Origin of the sequence: Cognatundibacterium aquatile (genome assembly GCF_014699135.1) — a bacterium.
Lineage (GTDB): Bacteria > Pseudomonadota > Gammaproteobacteria > Burkholderiales > Burkholderiaceae_D > Undibacterium > Undibacterium aquatile.
In genome coordinates, this window is sequence record NZ_JACOFT010000001.1 from 695,551 (window position 1) to 715,329 (window position 19,779).

Sequence of the window (19,779 nt, forward strand, 5' to 3'; positions counted from 1 at the left end):
GAACTTCGGTTGTTGCACTATGGCAATGTACGCCATCAATAATGACAAACTCTTAGTCGCTTCGTCAATTGTTTAGTTCAAATCCAGACGCACAAATAACAACAAGACGTCGCCATTCCCTTTATTTTGCGAGATGCGCGGCACATAGGATGCCATTAATTTACTTTTGCGGGTACCGATGGAGGCAATCGGTAATACTGCCGGAAACGGAACGCCTGAGAAGTAATCGGCGCGGCTGATTAACAAGGCGGTAGCACCAACGCCGACTTCCAGTTTTTCAGAGAGCGGCTTCATCCATTGATAGGCATAACCTGCCATCGGTTGCGGTTTGAAATGAGAATCAGAAATAATCATTGCGTACAACAATTCTTCATTGTCTTTTTCATTCCGTATCGTTTTGGCAAAACCTAAACCCCATGCGCGTTCATTCAATTCTGCGAGGCGCTCACGGGTGTACGTGTTGCGGCCATGATGAGCGTAACCGGATAGCAGTAAAGACAAATCACCTTTGTCGAGAATATTTTCAGCTTTCGCTTTGCCGCTGTCCCACCAGCTTTCGTCTTCTTTTTGTTGCGCATGAACAGTGCCGCTTAATGCCATCAGCAAACCTGACATGCAAAAAAAACGATGTAAAAATGAGATTTTAGAAATAGACATAATCAATTCAGAAAAATATAAAAATGTACAGAGTTTCCTGTGCTGCTTCTTATTGCCGCGCGTTCCGGTCATTTGCCGGTTTTTTCCCGGTCGAAAAATTACTGCGCCAGGGATTGATATCGAGCCCGCCACGGCGGGTATAACGTGCATAAACTGATAACTTCTGCGGTTTGCAGTGGCGCATGATATCAACAAAAATACGCTCGACACACTGTTCGTGAAATTCGTTGTGATTACGGAAACCGATCAGATAGCGCAACAGGCTTTCCTGATCAATCTGCGCGCCGACATAGTGAATCTGTACGCTGCCCCAGTCTGGCTGGCCAGTCACCAGACAGTTGGATTTCAGTAAATGAGAAATCAGAGTTTCTTCAACGATGGCTTCTGCCTGATCGGCACGCAGCAATTCCGGTGCAGGCGTGTAAGAATCGACTTCGATATCAAGTCTGTCGAGCAGAGTACCTTCAAGTTCTGCCATCGTCAGCGAGCCAAAATTGTCTGACAGCGTCAGTTGCACATGCACAGGCGCACCGGCTGCCGCAGATAAATCGGCTTGCAGCAAGCTGATTAATGCATCGCTGCCTGCCAGTTTTGTCTGATTAAACGAATTCAGATACAGCTTGAATGATTTGGATTCGATGATGTTTGGCGAATCTGCCGGCACCGTGACCGTGGCAATCGCGACTTGCGGTTTGCCGCGTAAATTCAGCCACGACACCTCGTAGGCATTCCAGATGTCGATGCCAAAGAAAGGCAAGGTATTACCGACGCCTATCTCTTCGCGTTTACCCGAGCGGGGAATCGGAAACAGCAGTGAGGGATCATATTCTGCTTTGTAGGTGGCGACTTTCCCGAGTAAGGATTGCTCAGGCAGATTACCGGATGTTGATTCAGTCATTGCAAAGTCAGTTTGGCTTTTGGCCTAAAAATAATTGATAGACAGGATTATTGCTTTCATCCCAGTATTGATAGCCGAGTGTCGATAAAAATTCGCGGAAAGCACGCATTTCTTTTTTCGGTACCTGCAATCCCACCAGAATTCGCGCGTAATCCGCGCCATGATTACGGTAGTGGAACAGGCTGATATTCCAGTTCGGCGCCATGCTATTGAGGAAGCGAGTCAGTGCGCCAGGGCGTTCTGGAAACTCAAAGCGGTACAGTAATTCGTTTTCCGCCAGTCCACTTTTACCTCCGACCAGATGGCGAATGTGCATTTTTGCCAGCTCGTCATCCGTCAGATCTAAGGTTGGAAAACCATGTTTTTCAAAATTTCTGGCGATTTTTCCAGATTCGGCGCGACCATTGACTTGTATGCCGACAAAAATATGCGCATTTTTCTCGTCGTTGATGCGGTAATTAAACTCGGTGACATTACGGTCACCGACCAGTTCGCAAAAACGTCGGAAACTACCACGTTCTTCAGGAATGGTGACGGCAAACACTGCCTCGCGCGCTTCACCGACTTCGGCACGTTCAGCAACGAAGCGCAGGCGGTCGAAATTCATATTCGCGCCACAGGCTATGGTCACCAGTGTTTCGTTTTTCAGTGGCTTTTTATTCGCTTTGGCACGTTCGATATATGCCTTGCAACCAGCGACCGCCAATGCCCCGGCAGGTTCAAGAATGCTGCGGGTATCCTGAAATACATCCTTGATCGCGGCACAGACGGCGTCGGTATCGACAGTGATGATCTCGTCGACGTACATTTTTGCCAGTCTGAAGGTTTCTTCACCAACCAGCTTGACTGCGGTGCCATCGGAAAATAAGCCCACATCGGTCAATGCTACGCGTTTGCCCGCTTTCAGACTGCGTGCCATTGCATCTGAATCGACGGTTTGCACGCCGATAATTTTGATTTCCGGGCGTATCGCTTTCACATACGCCGCCACACCAGAGATCAGACCGCCACCGCCAATTGCGACAAAAATTGCATGGATAGGCGCAGAGTGCTGGCGCAAAATTTCCATGCCGATAGTGCCTTGTCCGGCGATCACGTCAGGATCGTCAAACGGATGCACAAACGTCAATTTACGTTTCTTTTCCAGCTCAGACGCATAGGCTGCCGCGTCTGAATACGAATCTCCAAACAGCACAATCTCGACATTCTCACCACCATGCGCACGAACCGCATCAATCTTGACTGGCGGCGTTGTAGTCGGCATCACGATCACCGCTTTACAACCGACGCGTTTCGCACTGAGGGCGACCCCCTGAGCGTGATTGCCGGCAGAAGCGCAGATGACACCGCGTTTGAGTTGGGCCGGTGTCAGATGCGCGATCTTGTTGTAAGCGCCGCGCAACTTAAAGCTGAAGACACTTTGCATATCCTCACGCTTGAACATAATTCGATTATCCATCCGCGCTGACAGGCTGGGAGCGAATTCCAGCGGTGTTTCAAATGCAACGTCATAGACGCGCGCAGTCAGGATCTTTTTCAGATAATCAGTGCTCATATGCTTGAGAAAGTGAGTGGGATGGTGGGAAACATGGCTCCTATTATAATGGATGTCATTTCAGCTGACCTTTGGAATGACATGATAGAAGCAGGTGTGCAATGGTTGTTTAGCGTATTAGCCCTACCCAAAGTAGGTCTCAGCTCTGTATTTATTATCAGTTTTATTTCTGCGACGCTGATTCCTATGGGATCGGAACCCGCCGTATTTGCGGTGATTAAAGCCAACCCTGAATTATTCTGGCCTGCGATGCTGGTTGCGACTCTGGGTAACACGCTGGGTGGCGTTGTTGATTATGCGATGGGCTATGCCGCGAACCGGGCGTTTCATCATGAACGTCAGAGTTTCTGGTTTGCCTGGTTACAGAAATTCGGTGCGAAGACTATGTTGCTCTCCTGGCTTCCGGTTATTGGTGATCCTATCTGTACGCTGGCCGGGTGGCTGAAGCTGCCTTTCTGGCCCAGCATCGCCTATATGGCACTGGGAAAATTCCTGCGTTACCTGACGGTCAGTTCTTTACTGCTCAGTGTGCCGGATGGTTTCTGGCACAGTGTTGCCAAGTTCATTTTTTGATCTTATTTCATGCAAATTTAATTTTCCTACGCTTGAACAGTGCTGAGAGGCGTTGAGAAGAGCAGATTTTTATCCGAAAAATGCCGTCGTTTTACAGGCTTGTCACAATTGTTGAATATGATCGTCAGTCTTCAGCATATCAATGCTTTTTTTAGCTGACGGGTTGTCAGGATTATTCACCTGGCGTTGCGGAATAGGCATGCTCAACACAAGGAAATGAAATGCAAGACCGAGAAGAACTGATAAGCAAGCAACCACGCCGGGGATTTTTGCAAGGATTGGTCGCTACGGCGGCGGGTACCGCTCTCGCTGCCCCAGCCATAGCAAAACCAGCGACGACAGTGGCAAATGTGTATCTGGATGCAGCGAAATGGGCACCGCGTAACCGTGAAATGGTGACAGCGCTGATCGCCAAGCATGGCGTCAGCAGTAAGACCTATAACCCTAAACGCAAGCCCTATGCAGTGTTTGACTGGGATAACACCAGCATCATGAATGACTGCGAAGAAGCTTTGCTGATGTACCAGATCAACCATCTGGCCTTCAAACTCAGCCCGACAGAATTCTCTGCGATCATTCGTCAGAATGTTCCTGCCGGGAACTTTGCGCCTGACTACAAAAATGCGTCCGGCAAAGTGTTGGATCTGGCAAGTATCTGCGCTGATCTCGACAGCGATTACGCATTCCTGCATGCGAATTACAAAGGTATGGCCGGTAGCCGCACCTTGGAAGAGATCGTAGAGACACCACAATTCCAAGATTTCCGCGCCAAATTGTATTTCCTGTACGAAGCGGTCAATGATACGCATGGCGTGAATGTCGGTTATCCATGGGTGATTTACTTCTTTGCCAATATGACCGTATCTGAAGTCAGTGCACTGACCGAGGCATCGAATGACGCCAATCTTGGCATGAGCCTGACTAAGACCAAATACACCAGCCCGGCATCTTTGCCCGGTGTGGCCGGTGTCATCACGACTGCCCATTTTCACGGCATACGCTTATGCACAGAAATCGCGACACTGATGGACACCTTCCGTCATCATGGTTTCGACGTGTATGTCAGTACCGCTTCGCTGGAAGATGTGGTTGCTGTATTTGCGACCAATCCTAAGTATGGTTATCACGTCAAACGCGAAAACGTATTGGGTTTGCGCCTGGAACAAAACGGCGACGTCTATAAAAACGCCTACCGCAAAGACTGGCCTTTGAATTGGGGCCCGGGTAAAACTGCGGTCATTAAGCGTGAACTGGTTGCGCAAAAAGGCTATGGTCCGGTGTTTGTTGCTGGCGACAGCGACGGCGATTACGATATGTTGCGTGATTTCCCGGAAACCGAAATCGGCCTGGTCGTCAACCGCCTGAAAAAAGGCAAAATCGGTGAATTATCGAAGGCTGCAGCTGAGGCATTGAAAGAAGTGCATCCTCGCTTCTTATTGCAGGGGCGTCAGGAATCGACAGGCAACTGGCTGCCTGTCGAAACCACGCTTAAATTCGGCAAAACTGCCGCCGCGTTGTTAGGCTGAGTCAGCTGATAATATTCGTTGGTTGAACAAAAAATCCCGGGCGCCAACTGGTTCCCGGGATTTGTTTTGAGATATGTAGTCAGTTAACACATATCTGGCATGATGAAAACATCTTGCGATGCAGAATCAATCCGAGCTTACGGCAAGCTATATTCACGGAAAATTTTTCCTGAAAAATGGTCATATTTTTCCATTGACTGATTTTGTATGACGATTAAATTTTCATTTATTTTTCTCGAAATTTAACCTTCAACGAAATAAACTTTGGTGAATAGCCACAAAACAGGCTCATAGCCGTACAAACTTCAAGGCTGTTGCCGCGTGGTGCATCGCAATAAGTTAGAATAAGCCTTTGAGAAACCTCAGACGGATGTAAGGCATTGAGCTGGCGGTGGTTTGCCGGCAGTTTGATTGCGTTGTCTGTCATCGCCAAACCACGCCATACATGAACGCTCCAGTCCAGATACCTCACCTGCATGCCGAGTCGCCGCAGGGCGCTTCGCCTACCCGTGTCCGGGAAATTCCCTATAACTACACCTCATTTTCTGATCGTGAGATTGTGATCCGCTTGCTCGGTGAAGACGCCTGGCAGTTGCTCGACAAATTGCGTGGGAAACGGCAGACCGGGCGATCTGCCCGCATGCTGTACGAAGTGTTAGGCGATATCTGGGTGGTACGGCGTAATCCGTATCTGCAAGACGATATGCTGGACAATCCTAAGCGCCGTCAGGATCTGATCGATGCACTGAACCATCGTCTGGGCGAAGTGGAAAAACGCCGTTTAAATACCGCAAATGATGACGATGCGGAGCGCAGCAACAGTGTCGAAACGCTGGTGCTGGCGGCGCGCAAAGCAGTCGCCGATTTTTCGCAGGAATTCCGCGATACGTACGATTTACGTAAAAAGGCGAATAAGCTGTTATCGCGCTACACCGCCAAAGACAATATTAAGTTTGATGGCCTGAGCCGTGTTTCCCACGTCACTGACGCGACCGACTGGCGTGTTGAATATCCGTTTGTGGTACTGACACCGGATACTGAAGATGAAATGGCCGGGCTGGTCAAAAGCTGTATTGAGCTTGGATTGACGATCATTCCACGCGGCGGCGGTACGGGTTATACCGGCGGTGCTATTCCGCTGACACCGTTATCTGCGGTGATTAATACTGAAAAACTGGAACAGCTTGGCGCTGTTGAAATGACGCGCTTGCCAGGTGTGGATCGTGACTATGCAACGATTTATTCCGGTGCTGGTGTAGTTACCAAGCGGGTGTCGGATGCGGCTGAAAAGGCAGGCTTTGTCTTTGCCGTTGACCCGACTTCTGCCGAAGCTTCTTGCGTTGGCGGTAACGTCGCGATGAACGCAGGCGGCAAGAAAGCGGTATTGTGGGGAACCGCATTAGACAATCTCGCGTCATGGAAAATGGTCGACCCGAATGGCGACTGGCTGGAAGTGACCCGTCTTGAACACAATCTCGGCAAAATTCATGATGTCGAAGTCGCGAAATTCCGGCTCGAATGGCGACATCCTGGTGAAAAACAGCCGTTCAAAACCGAACAACTGGATATCAAAGGCCGCGTCTTTCGCAAAGAAGGTCTGGGTAAAGATGTCACCGATAAATTCTTGGCCGGTTTGCCGGGCGTTCAGAAAGAGGGCTGCGATGGTCTGATCACGTCGGCACGCTGGATCTTGCACAAGATGCCGAAATTTGCGCGCACTGTTTGTCTGGAATTTTTTGGACAGGCACGCGACGCTATTCCGAGCATTGTTGAGATCAAAGATTATCTCGATGGCGAAACCAGAAAAGGCGGCGCTATCCTTGCCGGGCTTGAACATCTGGACGAACGTTATCTGCGCGCGGTGGGTTACACCACGAAATCGAAACGCGGCGTGCTGCCTAAGATGGCCTTGTTCGGCGACATCGTTGGTGATGATGAAAATGCGGTAGCACAGGCTGCATCTGAAGTCGTGCGCATGGCGAATACGCGGGTTGGTGAAGGCTTTGTTGCGGTCAGCCCCGAAGCACGTAAAAAATTCTGGCTGGATCGTGCTAAAACAGCGGCGATTTCCAAGCATACGAATGCGTTCAAAATCAATGAAGACGTGGTCATTCCGCTCAATCGTATGGGTGAATACACGGATGGCATTGAGCGTATCAATATCGAGTTGTCGATACAAAACAAACTCGCCTTAGTCGCCGCGCTGCAGGATTTTTTTGCAAAAGGTAATCTGCCATTAGGTAAAAGTGAAGACGTTGATGGCGACGATATTCCTGCGACCGAATTGCTGGAAGACCGGGTTCATCAGACCGAAGCCTTGCTGGATGCAACGCATGCCCGCTGGACCTATGTGCTGAATAATCTCGACAAACCGCTGATCGACGCAAAAGCAGAATTGATTGACCTGGGTCTAGATAAACTGGCTTTTGTGTTTGATGAGCGTTTGCAGCGTCAGCCTGACGCCACCGTGTTTTCTATCGTGCAGGACAGAACAGTCCGTATTTCATGGAAGACGGAAATACGCGCGCAATTGCGCCAGATTTTCAGCGGCGCGGCATTCAAACTCATCCTCGATGAGTGCGTTGCTTTGCATAAAAAAGTATTGCGTAGCCGCGTGTTCGTCGCCTTGCACATGCATGCCGGTGATGGCAATGTGCATACCAATTTACCGGTGAATTCCGACGACTATGAAATGCTGCAGGTCGCACATCATGCGGTTGCCCGCATCATGGTGCTAGCGCGCTCGCTGAATGGCGTGATCTCTGGCGAACACGGTATCGGCATTACCAAACTGGAATTCCTGACCGAAGATGAGATTAAAGATTTCCGCGCCTACAAATTACGGATTGATCCTGAAGGCCGCTTCAATAAAGGCAAGCTGCTGAACCTGCCAGATTTTGCTGCTGACTTACGTAATGCCTATACGCCGTCATTCGGCCTGATGGGGCATGAATCGCTGATCATGCAGCAAAGCGACATCGGGGCGATTGCAAATAGCGTGAAAGACTGTCTGCGTTGCGGCAAGTGCAAACCGGTTTGTGCAACGCATGTACCGCGCGCCAATCTGCTGTATTCGCCACGTAACAAAATTCTGGCGACATCCTTGCTGGTTGAGGCTTTTCTGTACGAAGAGCAAACCCGCCGCGGCGTATCGATCAAACACTGGGAAGAATTTGAAGATGTCGCTGATCATTGCACCGTCTGCCATAAATGCGTGAACCCGTGTCCGGTCGATATCGACTTTGGTGATGTGTCGATGAACATGCGAAATCTGTTGCGGAAGATGGGGAAAAAATCCTTTAATCCCGGTTCGGCTGCAACCATGTTCTTTTTGAATGCGACAGATCCGGCGACGATCAATGCGACGCGCCAGGTCATGATAGGCTGGGGTTACAAAGCACAGCGTTTCGGTCATGATTTGCTGAAGAAATTTGCGAAAAAGCAAACCCGTATTCCCCCGGCGACTGTTGGTAAAGCGCCCATTAAAGAGCAGGTGATTCACTTCATCAATAAAAAGATGCCGGGCAATCTGCCGAAGAAAACCGCGCGTGCTTTGCTTGACATTGAAGACGATAAAATCATCCCGATTATTCGCGATCCGCAGACGACTACCGCGGATACGGAAGCCGTATTTTATTTCCCTGGTTGTGGTTCCGAGCGTTTGTTTTCGCAGGTAGGGCTGGCGACGCAGGCGATGTTGTGGAATGTCGGTGTGCAGACGGTATTACCGCCGGGTTATCTCTGCTGTGGCTATCCGCAGCGCGGCAGCGGTCAGTTTGATAAAGCAGAAAAGATGATGACGGATAACCGCGTGTTATTCCATCGCATGGCGAATACACTGAATTATCTGGATATCAAAACCGTCGTTGTGTCTTGCGGGACATGTTATGACCAGCTCGAAACCTATGAGTTTGAAAAAATCTTCCCGGGGTGCCGCATTATTGATATTCATGAGTATCTGATGGAAAAAGGCGTCAGACTTGAAGGTGTCACAGGTACGCGTTACATGTATCACGAACCTTGTCATAATCCGATGAAGTTGCAGGAATCGGTGAAAACGGTGAATACGCTGATTACGACTGAGGGTAATGTTAAGATCGAAAAAAGTGAGCGTTGCTGTGGTGAGTCCGGTTCGCTGGCGATTGCCCGCCCGGATATCTCTACGCAAGTACGTTTCCGCAAAGAAGAGGAAATGCGTAAGGGGGCAGATAAATTGCGGGCAGACGGTTTTCATGGCGATGTGAAAATCCTTACGTCGTGTCCGTCCTGTTTGCAAGGTTTATCCCGTTATAACGAAGATGCTGACACGACAGCCGATTACATCGTTGTCGAGATGGCTCGTCATTTGTTGGGTGAGAACTGGCTGCCAGAATACGTCGCAAGAGCGAATAACGGTGGTATTGAGAGAGTATTGGTATAAACGATGAGCACCTTAATCAATCGTGATGTCCCTCCTTGTGAATTATGTGAGGTGGATGGTGGCGAACTCATCGTCAAAACAGATAAGTTGCGCGTTGTCTTAGTGGATGACGCGAATTATCCGGGTTTTTGTCGCGTGATCTGGAATGCTCATGCGAAAGAAATGACCGATTTATCGATAGAGGATCGTTCTGCCATCATGCAGGCGGTATGCCAAACCGAGCAGGCGATTCGCGATGTCATGGCGCCACAGAAAATCAATCTGGCAAGTCTGGGGAATATGGTTCCGCATTTGCATTGGCATGTCATCCCGCGTTACACCGATGACCTGCATTTTCCTGATCCCATATGGGCATCAGAAAAAAAGACCGCTGTTGATGCGGCTGCATTGAATGCGCGTCGTGCGCTGTTGCCGGCATTGCGTACAGCGCTTGTTTCCCGTTTTTATTAGGCAGAAATAATGAGTAACAGTAAGCCACAACCAACATCCCTGAACGCGCGCACCCAATCGAAGGTGCTGGAAATTTCTTTCGACGACGGTAAAGAATATTCTTTACCGTTTGAGCTGTTAAGGGTGTATTCGCCATCAGCGGAGGTGCGGGGGCACGGCGCGGGACAGGAAACGCTGCAAACCGGTAAGCGAGAAGTGAGCCTGGTTGCGCTGGAACCCGTCGGTAATTACGCCGTCAAACCAGTATTTTCTGACGAACATAGCTCAGGAATATTTTCGTGGGATTACTTATATTGGCTGGGCGAGAATCAGGCGCAGCTCTGGCAGGAATATCTTGGACGCTTGCAGGAAGCCGGGTATCCGGGAGAAACCGGCAGGGATGCTCCGATGACGGCAAAGTCGGGCAGTGCCTGCGGCCACCATCATTAAAAAAATGCGTCTTCGTGACGCATTTTTTTACGTTTGCTTACGATAAAAATTTGGCTATTGCTGAGCCTGGCAGTAAGGTGATTCATCATCTCTGATTCCTCGAACAGGCATCTTTTTACCGCAGAATCATCATTAAGCTGGGAACGATAAGCATGAAAATACGCATACTGAGCATGGTCACCGTCTGTGCGCTGGCCGCTTGCTCCACAAATGAAACCGGAAACAGCGCGGGTAAAACTGTGAGCGGCGTGCAATCCGGCAAAACAACAAAGGGAAGTGAACTAATTCCGGTCGCGTCAGCGTCTCGTACTGTCGAAGCGTACAAGGCAGAAGTGGCGCACCGTATCAGTCACCTGCACCGGCAGCAGGTTTATTCTGAAAACCCTCAGCCATTATTACGTTCAGTCGTCGTTGTGCGTTATTCAGTCAATGCTGATGGCAGCTTGATCAACGCCCAGATTCAGCGCAGTAACAAAGACCATGAGACGGAAAAGACTGCTCTGGCGAGTCTGAAAAATAGTGCACCATTCCCTAAACCGCATCCGCAGTTATTGCGCAGCGGGCGCCTTGAAGTGTCGGAAACATGGTTATTTAACGATGATGGACGCTTTCAGATCCGCAGCATTGCATTGCCGCAGCGTGCCGGATAAAAATTCCTTCGGGAAAAGCTGGCATTCCTGAGTCGCGGCGGATCAGGCCTTTGTTTAAGCGCCCCCGCTGGTTTTGATTGCATTCTCCGCCTTCTGACTAAGGTCAGGCTGGCTAGCCTTTTTCAGCCAATCTGCTGCCAAGCCAGTCTCAGTTCCCCTATAATGCGACTTCGTATAGGAGCCTTGAGATCATGAGTAATACTACCCATTTCGGTTATACCACTGTTGAAGAAGACCAGAAGGTGCATAAAGTTGCCGAGGTATTTCATTCGGTGGCCGCGAAATACGACATCATGAATGACGTGATGTCCGCCGGTCTGCACCGTATCTGGAAAATGTTCACTATTGCACAGGCAGGTGTACGTCCTGGATTCAAGGTGCTGGATATTGCCGGTGGCACTGGCGATCTGACGAAAGAATTTGTCAAACAAGCTGGCAAGACAGGTGAAGTCTGGCACACGGATATCAACGAATCCATGCTACGGGTTGGCCGGGATCGCCTCTTGAATAAAGGCCTGATCACCCCCACGTTACTTTGTGACGCAGAAAAACTGCCATTTCCGGATAATTATTTTGACCGTGTGACGGTGGCTTTCGGTTTGCGCAATATGACACATAAAGATCAGGCTTTAGCCGAGATGCAGCGTGTGTTAAAGCCGGGTGGTAAATTGCTGGTGCTGGAATTTTCTAAAGTGCCGGAAATTTTACAAAAGCCCTACGATTTATATTCATTCAATTTTCTGCCGTGGATGGGGCAAAAAATTGCGGGTGATGCGGACAGTTACAGGTATCTGGCAGAATCAATACGCATGCACCCTGATCAGGAAACGCTGAAAGGTATGATGGAAACGGCGGGTCTTGAAAAAGTGCAGTACTTTAATTTGACGGCAGGTGTGGCCGCATTACACACTGGTATTAAACTTTAAATCGCTGACGAAGCAAAAGGAGTGACATCAATGAAGAAATTTTTACTCGCCATGGTGATGGTTGCCAGCACATTCGCAATGACGATGCATGATGCCGACGCCAAACGTCTGGGCAGTGGTGGTTCTATCGGTCGCCAGTCAAGCAATGTCTCGCGTCAGGCGACGCCACCGTCGAATACCAATAATGCCAATCAGGCCCGGCCAGCACAGGCTCCGGCTGCAGCGCCTGCACCAGCGATTCCACCTAAACCGGCAAGCCCATGGAAAGGCATCGTTGGGGGGCTGATCGGCGGTGCATTGTTGGGTGCAGCGTTGTCGCACTTCGGACTGGGTGGCGCGATGGCCAGCATGTTAGGTTCTTTGCTGACATTTGCGCTGATCGCCTTTGCGATTTTCTTTGTTATCCGTTTGTTCCGCGGCAATAAAGCGAATACGAATGCACCTTCGGCATTTGCTCCGCCAGCTTATGCGGGTGTGCCTTCCTCTGCGACGCCAGAAATTGGTTCGCGTCTGGAGCCGCAGGCATATCAATCTGGCTCTTCCACGTCCGCAGCACCAGCCGCGGCAAGCTGGGGTATTCCTGCTGATTTTGATGTGCCTGCTTTCCTGCGTAGCGCGAAAACTTATTTCATTCGTTTGCAGGCCGCATGGGATAAAGCTGATATCAATGATTTGCGTGAGTTCACGACACCTGAAATGTATGCAGAGCTGAAACTGGAAATTCAGGAACGTGGCGCAACTGCCAACGTGACGGATGTCGTATCGATCGATGCTGAATTGCTGGGTATAGAAAACATCGGCAATGATCATCTGGCGAGCGTTAAATTTACCGGCATGATCAAAGAAGCCGCCAATGCCCCGGCAGAAGCTTTTGCCGAGGTCTGGAACTTGTCTAAACCTGTGAATGGTCAGGGCGGTTGGGTACTCGCAGGTATTCAGCAATTATGATGTCAGCAGGACTTAGCCTGATTCGTATAAGTCCTGATGCAGATCGAACATAACAGGCTGCATAAGCTGTTAAACTAAAGACCGCCCGTCATTTTGTCGGGCGGTTTTTTATTAAGAATGACTCAGATTGATCCGCCGGGATCTTGTTTCGACAAAGTAACTGCTTATTGCACAATCCTGCGTCAGTCTTTTCTCAACGATATGATTTCAACTGCTCCCTTCATTAATCATTTGCTGGCACAGGAAACCTGGGCCAGAAATATGCTCCTGCCACATGCTGGCAAAATCGCCTGTATTGATTTGCATGCATTTCAATTGCGCCTGAAAGTCGGTGTTGACGGATACCTTGAATCTGCTGCTGCACAGACGTCTCCCGATGTGACTATCCGTGCCAGACTGAGCGATTTGCCATTGATGGCGCAGAATCGTGAACGTGCATTTTCTTATGTCAAGATTGAAGGAGATGCTGATTTTGCGAATACGATTTCCCACTTGAGTCAGGAATTAAAATGGGAAGCCGAAGCCGATTTAAGTAAAATATTTGGTGATATTGCGGCGGTTCGCATGGTCGGTGGCGCTAAATCGATGTTCAAAACCGCACAGCAGACGCATCTTAAAATTCAGGAAAATCTGGCGGAATATTTTCTCGAAGAAAACCCCATGTTGGTTCGTCCGGTCGCAGTGCAGGGCTTTGCTACAGAAGTGAATAAAACTCGTGATGATGTCGAGCGTCTCATCAAGCGCATCGAGAAACTCGAAAGGACGCGCAGATGATATTGAAGTTTTTACGGCTCTTTAAAATTATTCGCGTGACGTTACGTTACGGGATTGATGAAATCGCCATATCCGGTCTTAAAGTCCCGCGTACTGCACGCCTGATAGAGACGCTGCTGTTCTGGCGCGATTTATCGGCTCCCCGTGGCGAACGCTTACGTAAGGCTTTGGAAGACCTGGGACCGATTTTTGTGAAACTGGGGCAGGTACTTTCGACCCGGCGTGATCTGATGCCACCTGACATCGCAGATGAACTGGCGAAGTTGCAGGATCGTGTGCCTTCGTTTGATCCTGATTTGGCGATAGCGCAGATTACCAAGTCATTAGGCGCGCATCCGGATACATTGTTTGCGAGTTTTGAGCGCGTTCCGGTGGCATCGGCATCGATCGCTCAGGTACATTTCGCCACGCTGAAAGATGGTCGTGAAGTCGCAGTGAAAGTGCTGCGTCCCGGCATGAAGGAGACGATCGATAAAGATGTTGCACTGATGCAGGTAGCCGCCGGATGGCTGGAAGCTTTATGGGCAGATGGCAAGCGTCTCAAGGCAAAAGAAGTGGTCGGTGAGTTTGATAAATACTTGCATGATGAACTCGATTTGATGCGGGAAGCCGCGAACGGCAGCCAGTTACGGCGGAATTTTCAGAATTCCGATTTGTTGCTGGTGCCGGAAATGTATTGGGATTACTGCTCTTCATCCGTGATCGTCATGGAACGTATGAATGGCATACCGATTTCGCAAATCGATAAATTACAGGCGGCGGGTGTCGATCTGGCGAAATTATCACGCGACGGCGTCACGATTTTCTTTACACAGATTTTCCGCGACGGTTTTTTCCATGCGGATATGCATCCGGGGAATATTCTGGTTTCGACTGATCCTGCAACTTTCGGGCGCTATATCGCGCTCGATTTCGGTATTGTTGGCACCTTGAATGATTTTGATAAAGACTATCTTTCGCAAAATTTTCTGGCATTTTTTCAGCGTGACTATAAACGTGTAGCCGAGGCGCATATCGAATCTGGCTGGGCGCCTAAGGATACGAGGGTAGATGAGCTGGAAGCGGCCGTCCGCGCCTGTTGTGAGCCGATTTTTGATAGGCCGCTGAAAGATATTTCCTTTGGTCAGGTGTTGTTGCGTCTCTTTCAAACATCGCGCCGTTTCAATGTTGAAGTCCAGCCTCAGCTTGTTTTATTGCAAAAGACTTTGCTGAATATTGAAGGTCTCGGACGTCAACTCGATCCTGAGCTGGATTTATGGAAAACCGCTAAACCGTATCTTGAGCGTTGGATGAATGAGCAAGTGGGCTGGCGCGGGTTGATTGATAAATTGAAAGCGGAAGCGCCACGTTACAGTCACATCTTCCCACAATTGCCGCGGCTTGCGCATCAGGCTCTGAGCCGGGCTGGCGAACAAAATAATAGTAATGAAATGCTTGCTGCATTATTGTCGGAGCAGCGTAGCACCAATACCTTGCTGAAAGTTATTATCTACTTCGGCGGTGGTTTGTTCGCCGGCGTTATCGCGGCGCAGCTATTACTTCATTTTTATTTTATTGGCTGAGTCATGGCAGATTTTGTCAGCAGAGATCCGAATAATTCATGTTTTTGGGACGAGCGTTTCAGCAAAAATTTTACGCCTTGGGATAAAGGGGCGGTTCCTCAGGACTTACGCGATTTTGTGCTAACAGCCACTGGCAAAATGCGAACGCTGATACCAGGGTGCGGTAACGGTTATGAAGCGGCTTTTCTGGCGCAGGCTGGCTGGGACGTGACTGCAATCGACTTCTCACCGGCAGCAGTGAAAAGTGCGCAGATGGCGATAGGGGAGTGGTCCCGCCATGTCGTTGAAGCGGATTTTTTTGAATATCAACCCGCACAGGCGCCGGAGTTGATTTACGAGCGCGCATTTTTCTGTGCCTTACCGCCGGTGCGGCGACAGGATATCGTCCAGCGCTGGGCTGAACTTCTGCCTCCCGGTGCTTTGCTGGCAGGATATTTTTTCGTTGATACGAATGCCGACGCGAGCAAGAAGGGCCCGCCTTTTTCTATATCGGATCAGGTCTGGCAAGAGTTAATGGCGCCTCATTTCACGTTATTGACAGATAGGGCTGTGAACGATTCGATTGCCGTATTCGAAGGCCGCGAGCGTTGGCAGATCTGGCAGCGACGTCACGCGACGAATGGCCAGTAATCCTTTTTTAGCGATGATTTTCAGTGCTACTATCAGCACGTGTTTTATTTGTGATACCCATTTATGCGCTATCTGAATCCCCGTTTGAGCACTGAGCAGTTACCCGCAATTCCATTGCAGGCAGAGGCGGTCAGAACCTTGTTTGGTGCGGCTGAATACCGGGTCGAATTGCTAAAACAGATTGCCAGTGCAAAACACAGAATTTATCTGTGCAGTTTATATGTGCAAAATGATGAGGCTGGTGCCGAAGTCATGGAGGCTTTGTATGCTGCCAAAGCTGCACGCCCATCATTGGACATTGCGGTATTGGTGGATTGGCATCGCGCGCAACGTGGCTTGATCGGCGAACGCAGGCAGGCAGGGCAACAAACCGGAAATGCCGCCTGGTATCAAAAACTAAGTCTGGCGCATGCTGCAGGCGTACCAGTGTATGGCATTCCGGTACAGACCAGCGAGTTGTTTGGTGTTTTGCACCTTAAAGGTTTTGTGATTGATGATGTGGTGATTTACAGCGGCGCCAGTATTAATAACGTGTATCTGCATAAGCAGGATAAATACCGGCATGACCGTTATTTACTGATCCAGAATTCTGTATTGGCGACCACGATGGTCGATTTTATACGTCAGCACTTGCTGTTAGCCTCGGCGGTACATCGCCTTGATAAGGCAGAAATTCCTGCCACACGTAGCATTCGTAATGATATTCGCCGCTTTCGCGAGCAGTTAAAAAAGGCGCGCTATCAGTTCAATGAAAAATTTGTAGGACAATATTCAGAGACGCCACCTGCACTGAGTGTGACGCCATTGGTTGGTGTTGGTAAAAATAATCCACTGAATAAAGCGATATGTCAGTTGCTTGCGGCGAGTAAGACGCAGATTATCATCTGTACCCCTTATTTCAATTTTCCCCGTGCTGTGACCAGAGAAGTGAATCGCGCGCTGAAACGCGGAGTGAGCGTTGATATTATCGTCGGCGATAAAGTTGCGAATGATTTTTTTATTCCACCGGAGCAGCCTTTTAAAGTCATTTCGGCTCTTCCTTATCTTTATGAGGTCAACCTCAGGCGTTTCGCCAAAGCGCATCAGCTTGATATCCAAAAAAATCGACTCAGATTACGCCTGTGGAAAGATGGGGAGAATACCTATCATCTGAAAGGATTGTGGATAGATCAGTGTTACGCACTGATGACCGGAAATAATCTGAATCCCAGGGCATTCCGTCTTGATTTGGAAAATGCGCTGTTAATTCATGATCCGCGGCAAGAGTTACTGGCACAAAGAAATGCAGAGCTGATGAGCATCGTTGAGCATACGACGCTGATCAGCGATTATCGTACTTTGGAGAAGGTAAAAGATTATCCGGAACCAGTCCGGAAATTACTGACACGCCTGAGTACCATCAGACTGGATCGCTTGGCTTACCGGGTGCTGTAGAAGTTAAGGTTGTGTTGGCGGAGAGGTATGAATGACTTGCATGGGCGGGACTTCGTCAGGCAACCATTTATGATAGATTTTTGCGAAGCTACCGTCTTTCTTGATGGCGCGTAATGCATCTTCCCATATCTTAATAGTCGAGGCTGGCGTCTTAGCGGAAAACGCCAGATATAGCTCCAGTGCATCAAGCACCATGACAGGCTCAACATCATCGCTGGAATAGCCTATGTCTTTCAGAATCGAGGGGACAACAATACTGCCTTCCACCCATAAGTCAAAACGTTTGGCCATCAGCATATTTGCGATGACCAGAGGTGATACTGCCAGTTCCAGATTGAAAAAACCTTTTTTACGTGCAGTGTCGGCAAAAATACTGGAGCGATAAGCACCGACTTTCAGTTTGCGGATAGCGTCTCCCTGACGCAGCAAATTTGCCGCATTTCCTTTACGGGTATACAGCGTGATGTAAGAGATCGCAACCGGACCCACCAGGTGCATGAGTTTTTCTCGCTCTTCCGAGCGTCCTACCGTGAAAAGTAAAACGTTAGACTCATCCAGTAAGGCTTTGTATCCTCGCGCAAATGGCACTACCTGAATAGCTTGTGTATTCCCTGTTTTTGCTTGTATTGCCTTGACGACTTCTACCGCCATACCTTCTGCTTTCGTATCATTGCCGAAAGAAATCGGAGGCCAGTTTTCAGTCAGGATCTGTAACTCTTGTGCATCAGACAAAGAACAGAAAAATGACAGGCATATCGCTACGAATGTGCGACAGCGGGTAGTGATCAGTGGGCGACAGTCAATGTGGGACATGATCATCATCAGCAGCAAATCGTTGGCAAATTGCAGTGAACAACAAAATGTGTGTACACATATTGCCAATGTAAACCGTTTACACAGTCAGAGCCAGAGGATTTCAGGTAATCACTGTGAATGTAACACATCGTCACAATGATACTTTTTTACCGCCATCAGCCTGGCTTGTCGTCGTTGGCAGAGCTGAGTTGAGATCTCTGATTATTTCTGATTTTTCTCAAGCGGAAAATCTGCTTTCCGACAAACCTGCGCCAAGCACTGTTTTTGACGCATTGATATTCAACATAGTTAATCACAGCGGGGCCCCAGCGGGTTTTGGATACATCCTCGCCAATTGACAGGTTCAGTCGTTGAATTTTTTGTCCGATTGCCCATTGGATTGCTTCTGCTACTAAGGTCGTCATGACGCTGTATTGCGCATAATCCAGATCGTAGCCCGAATAATATAAATAGAGTTCATCACCCATATTGAATGCCAGTCGCATCGCGACGACTTTGCCATTCAACTCGAGACAAAACAAACACATGCGATCAGCAAAAGGCGTATCAAGCAGATTTTCCAGCAGTGCCTTGTGTTGTGGATGAGAAAAATAATCAGGATGTTCTATCGTCTCTTTCGCTGACGCACGTGCACCATGCAGCGCATAAAACATCGGTAATTGTTGAACGATAGCGGTACGCCCTTGGAGAACGCGGAAATTCATGTCCAGACCGTCTCGTTTCGGCGAGTTGTAACAGCGACGCAGGGATTCTTTAATGTTGCGCTTTAATCCGGATTTAAAGCTATCCCAGTCTTCACCCAGCGTCAGTACGAAGTTAGGAATAGTGCGGTCAGTCAGAGGGAAGAGCGACTTATTATTCTGGATGAAATGATCTGCGGGAGCTTTAGCTCCGATGATCTGAAACTCAGTGAGTCCGAAGGTCTCGCACCGAGTTAAATTTTCCCAGAGTTGCAGAACTTTCTCAGCATATTCCGGCAAGGTGAGGGGAACACGTAATTCGGTCAGATTGGGGTCGCCGCCGAAAGGCCGTACATAGCGATACAGGAAAAAACGATGCAATCCTACATGCGTGTTCATCAGCGGCATCACTGCAACCAACTGATCGTTATCGTACACGGCACAAATAGCCAGTTCATGTTGATGAAAGAAGGATTTGCCAGAAAAAACTTTCCACCATGCACAGTTCCAGTCGTAGGTTTGGAACGGGAGCAGATAGTTTACTTTCGTCTCTAAAGCTCGCCATGCGGTTGCAAGAGCTTCGAAATCTTTTTCTTTGGTGATGATGATTTGTTTGAGGTTGTGCATCGAAGATAAATGTGGCGAGCTCACAGAAACTAAAATATTGCTTTGATTTAACTTTATCTGTTTGCCTGTTTGATAGAGTACGTTACAAACTGAAACAAGTAACTTATCCCATAAAAGTTATCTTTTTGCAAGGGAGAATGGCGAGTATCAATAGGCTTATTTGAGATTGGCGGCGTACATTTCTCTGGCTACCATATTGTCTTATTTTTCGTACACATAAAGTG

At 48.9% G+C, this 19,779-nt stretch carries 17 protein-coding genes; 12 read left to right on the forward strand and 5 right to left on the reverse strand.

The features are described 5' to 3' along the window. Window positions 1–72: 72 nt before the first annotated feature. Genes H8K26_RS03175 through ilvA form a run of 3 tightly spaced genes read right to left on the reverse strand, consistent with a single transcriptional unit; the run spans window position 73 to window position 3,110 of the window. Entirely contained in the window at window positions 73–657 is a 585-nt protein-coding gene (locus H8K26_RS03175) for a hypothetical protein (protein WP_223826803.1), read from the reverse strand. 49 nt (window positions 658–706) lie between these two features. After that, window positions 707–1,555 (reverse strand): NADPH-dependent 7-cyano-7-deazaguanine reductase QueF, encoded by an 849-nt coding sequence (queF, locus tag H8K26_RS03180; protein ID WP_190477237.1) that lies wholly within the window; start codon window positions 1,553–1,555, stop codon window positions 707–709. A gap of 7 nt (window positions 1,556–1,562) precedes the next feature. Beyond that, entirely contained in the window at window positions 1,563–3,110 is a 1,548-nt protein-coding gene (gene ilvA / locus H8K26_RS03185) for a threonine ammonia-lyase, biosynthetic (protein WP_190477238.1), read from the reverse strand. A gap of 81 nt (window positions 3,111–3,191) precedes the next feature. Between ilvA and H8K26_RS03190 the strand changes: the two genes are divergently transcribed. The 12 genes from H8K26_RS03190 to pssA all read left to right on the forward strand — a co-directional run bounded on the left by H8K26_RS03190 (window position 3,192) and on the right by pssA (window position 17,432). Beyond that, window positions 3,192–3,683 (forward strand): YqaA family protein, encoded by a 492-nt coding sequence (locus tag H8K26_RS03190; RefSeq protein ID WP_186884958.1) that lies wholly within the window; start codon window positions 3,192–3,194, stop codon window positions 3,681–3,683. A gap of 221 nt (window positions 3,684–3,904) precedes the next feature. Further along, on the forward strand, window positions 3,905–5,209 hold the full coding sequence (locus H8K26_RS03195) for an HAD family hydrolase (RefSeq protein WP_190477240.1): 1,305 nt from the start codon (window positions 3,905–3,907) through the stop codon (window positions 5,207–5,209). Window positions 5,210–5,654: 445 nt separating this feature from the next. Further along, entirely contained in the window at window positions 5,655–9,629 is a 3,975-nt protein-coding gene (locus H8K26_RS03200; RefSeq protein ID WP_190477242.1) for a DUF3683 domain-containing protein, read from the forward strand. Window positions 9,630–9,632: 3 nt separating this feature from the next. After that, window positions 9,633–10,079, forward strand: a complete 447-nt coding sequence (locus H8K26_RS03205; protein WP_190477244.1) for an HIT family protein — start codon at window positions 9,633–9,635, stop codon at window positions 10,077–10,079. 9 nt (window positions 10,080–10,088) lie between these two features. Next, the gene (locus H8K26_RS03210) at window positions 10,089–10,508 is read left to right on the forward strand and encodes a gamma-butyrobetaine hydroxylase family protein (RefSeq protein WP_186884729.1); all 420 of its coding nucleotides are present in this window, start codon (window positions 10,089–10,091) and stop codon (window positions 10,506–10,508) included. A 152-nt stretch (window positions 10,509–10,660) separates the two neighbouring features. Next, window positions 10,661–11,158 (forward strand): TonB family protein, encoded by a 498-nt coding sequence (locus tag H8K26_RS03215; protein WP_186884730.1) that lies wholly within the window; start codon window positions 10,661–10,663, stop codon window positions 11,156–11,158. Window positions 11,159–11,349: 191 nt separating this feature from the next. Further along, window positions 11,350–12,084, forward strand: coding sequence for a bifunctional demethylmenaquinone methyltransferase/2-methoxy-6-polyprenyl-1,4-benzoquinol methylase UbiE (gene ubiE, locus H8K26_RS03220; RefSeq protein WP_186884731.1), 735 nt, complete (start codon window positions 11,350–11,352; stop codon window positions 12,082–12,084). Between the two features lie 30 nt (window positions 12,085–12,114). Then, on the forward strand, window positions 12,115–13,032 hold the full coding sequence (locus tag H8K26_RS03225) for a Tim44 domain-containing protein (protein WP_190477246.1): 918 nt from the start codon (window positions 12,115–12,117) through the stop codon (window positions 13,030–13,032). A 201-nt stretch (window positions 13,033–13,233) separates the two neighbouring features. Continuing rightward, the gene (locus tag H8K26_RS03230; RefSeq protein WP_190477248.1) at window positions 13,234–13,806 is read left to right on the forward strand and encodes a ubiquinone biosynthesis accessory factor UbiJ; all 573 of its coding nucleotides are present in this window, start codon (window positions 13,234–13,236) and stop codon (window positions 13,804–13,806) included. After that, window positions 13,803–15,368 carry a ubiquinone biosynthesis regulatory protein kinase UbiB gene (ubiB, locus tag H8K26_RS03235; RefSeq protein WP_190477250.1) on the forward strand — a complete coding sequence of 522 codons (1,566 nt, stop codon included), beginning with the start codon at window positions 13,803–13,805 and terminating at the stop codon, window positions 15,366–15,368. The genes H8K26_RS03230 and ubiB overlap by 4 nt, the downstream gene beginning before the upstream one ends. 3 nt (window positions 15,369–15,371) lie before the next feature. Beyond that, a complete protein-coding gene (locus tag H8K26_RS03240) occupies window positions 15,372–15,998 on the forward strand; it encodes a methyltransferase (protein WP_190477252.1) in 627 nt (208 codons plus the stop codon). 63 nt (window positions 15,999–16,061) lie between these two features. Further along, window positions 16,062–17,432 (forward strand): CDP-diacylglycerol--serine O-phosphatidyltransferase, encoded by a 1,371-nt coding sequence (pssA, locus tag H8K26_RS03245; protein ID WP_190477254.1) that lies wholly within the window; start codon window positions 16,062–16,064, stop codon window positions 17,430–17,432. A 3-nt stretch (window positions 17,433–17,435) separates the two neighbouring features. Here the strand turns inward: pssA and H8K26_RS03250 are convergent, their stop codons facing one another. Both H8K26_RS03250 and H8K26_RS03255 read right to left on the reverse strand, forming a co-directional pair. Beyond that, window positions 17,436–18,245: a substrate-binding periplasmic protein gene (locus H8K26_RS03250; RefSeq protein WP_190477256.1), complete on the reverse strand. Its 810-nt coding sequence runs from the start codon at window positions 18,243–18,245 to the stop codon at window positions 17,436–17,438. Window positions 18,246–18,403: 158 nt separating this feature from the next. Then, on the reverse strand, window positions 18,404–19,579 hold the full coding sequence (locus H8K26_RS03255; protein WP_190477257.1) for a GNAT family N-acetyltransferase: 1,176 nt from the start codon (window positions 19,577–19,579) through the stop codon (window positions 18,404–18,406). Between the last annotated feature and the right edge of the window lie 200 nt (window positions 19,580–19,779).

Bases quoted from the DNA above. Each gene is read 5' to 3' on its own strand.
- H8K26_RS03175 (WP_223826803.1), bottom strand. From the start codon at position 657: ATGTCTATTTCTAAAATCTCATTTTTACATCGTTTTTTTTGCATGTCA.
- queF (WP_190477237.1), bottom strand. From the start codon at position 1,555: ATGACTGAATCAACATCCGGTAATCTGCCTGAGCAATCCTTACTCGGG.
- ilvA (WP_190477238.1), bottom strand. From the start codon at position 3,110: ATGAGCACTGATTATCTGAAAAAGATCCTGACTGCGCGCGTCTATGAC.
- H8K26_RS03190 (WP_186884958.1), top strand. From the start codon at position 3,192: ATGATAGAAGCAGGTGTGCAATGGTTGTTTAGCGTATTAGCCCTACCC.
- H8K26_RS03195 (WP_190477240.1), top strand. From the start codon at position 3,905: ATGCAAGACCGAGAAGAACTGATAAGCAAGCAACCACGCCGGGGATTT.
- H8K26_RS03200 (WP_190477242.1), top strand. From the start codon at position 5,655: ATGAACGCTCCAGTCCAGATACCTCACCTGCATGCCGAGTCGCCGCAG.
- H8K26_RS03205 (WP_190477244.1), top strand. From the start codon at position 9,633: ATGAGCACCTTAATCAATCGTGATGTCCCTCCTTGTGAATTATGTGAG.
- H8K26_RS03210 (WP_186884729.1), top strand. From the start codon at position 10,089: ATGAGTAACAGTAAGCCACAACCAACATCCCTGAACGCGCGCACCCAA.
- H8K26_RS03215 (WP_186884730.1), top strand. From the start codon at position 10,661: ATGAAAATACGCATACTGAGCATGGTCACCGTCTGTGCGCTGGCCGCT.
- ubiE (WP_186884731.1), top strand. From the start codon at position 11,350: ATGAGTAATACTACCCATTTCGGTTATACCACTGTTGAAGAAGACCAG.
- H8K26_RS03225 (WP_190477246.1), top strand. From the start codon at position 12,115: ATGAAGAAATTTTTACTCGCCATGGTGATGGTTGCCAGCACATTCGCA.
- H8K26_RS03230 (WP_190477248.1), top strand. From the start codon at position 13,234: ATGATTTCAACTGCTCCCTTCATTAATCATTTGCTGGCACAGGAAACC.
- ubiB (WP_190477250.1), top strand. From the start codon at position 13,803: ATGATATTGAAGTTTTTACGGCTCTTTAAAATTATTCGCGTGACGTTA.
- H8K26_RS03240 (WP_190477252.1), top strand. From the start codon at position 15,372: ATGGCAGATTTTGTCAGCAGAGATCCGAATAATTCATGTTTTTGGGAC.
- pssA (WP_190477254.1), top strand. From the start codon at position 16,062: ATGCGCTATCTGAATCCCCGTTTGAGCACTGAGCAGTTACCCGCAATT.
- H8K26_RS03250 (WP_190477256.1), bottom strand. From the start codon at position 18,245: ATGTCCCACATTGACTGTCGCCCACTGATCACTACCCGCTGTCGCACA.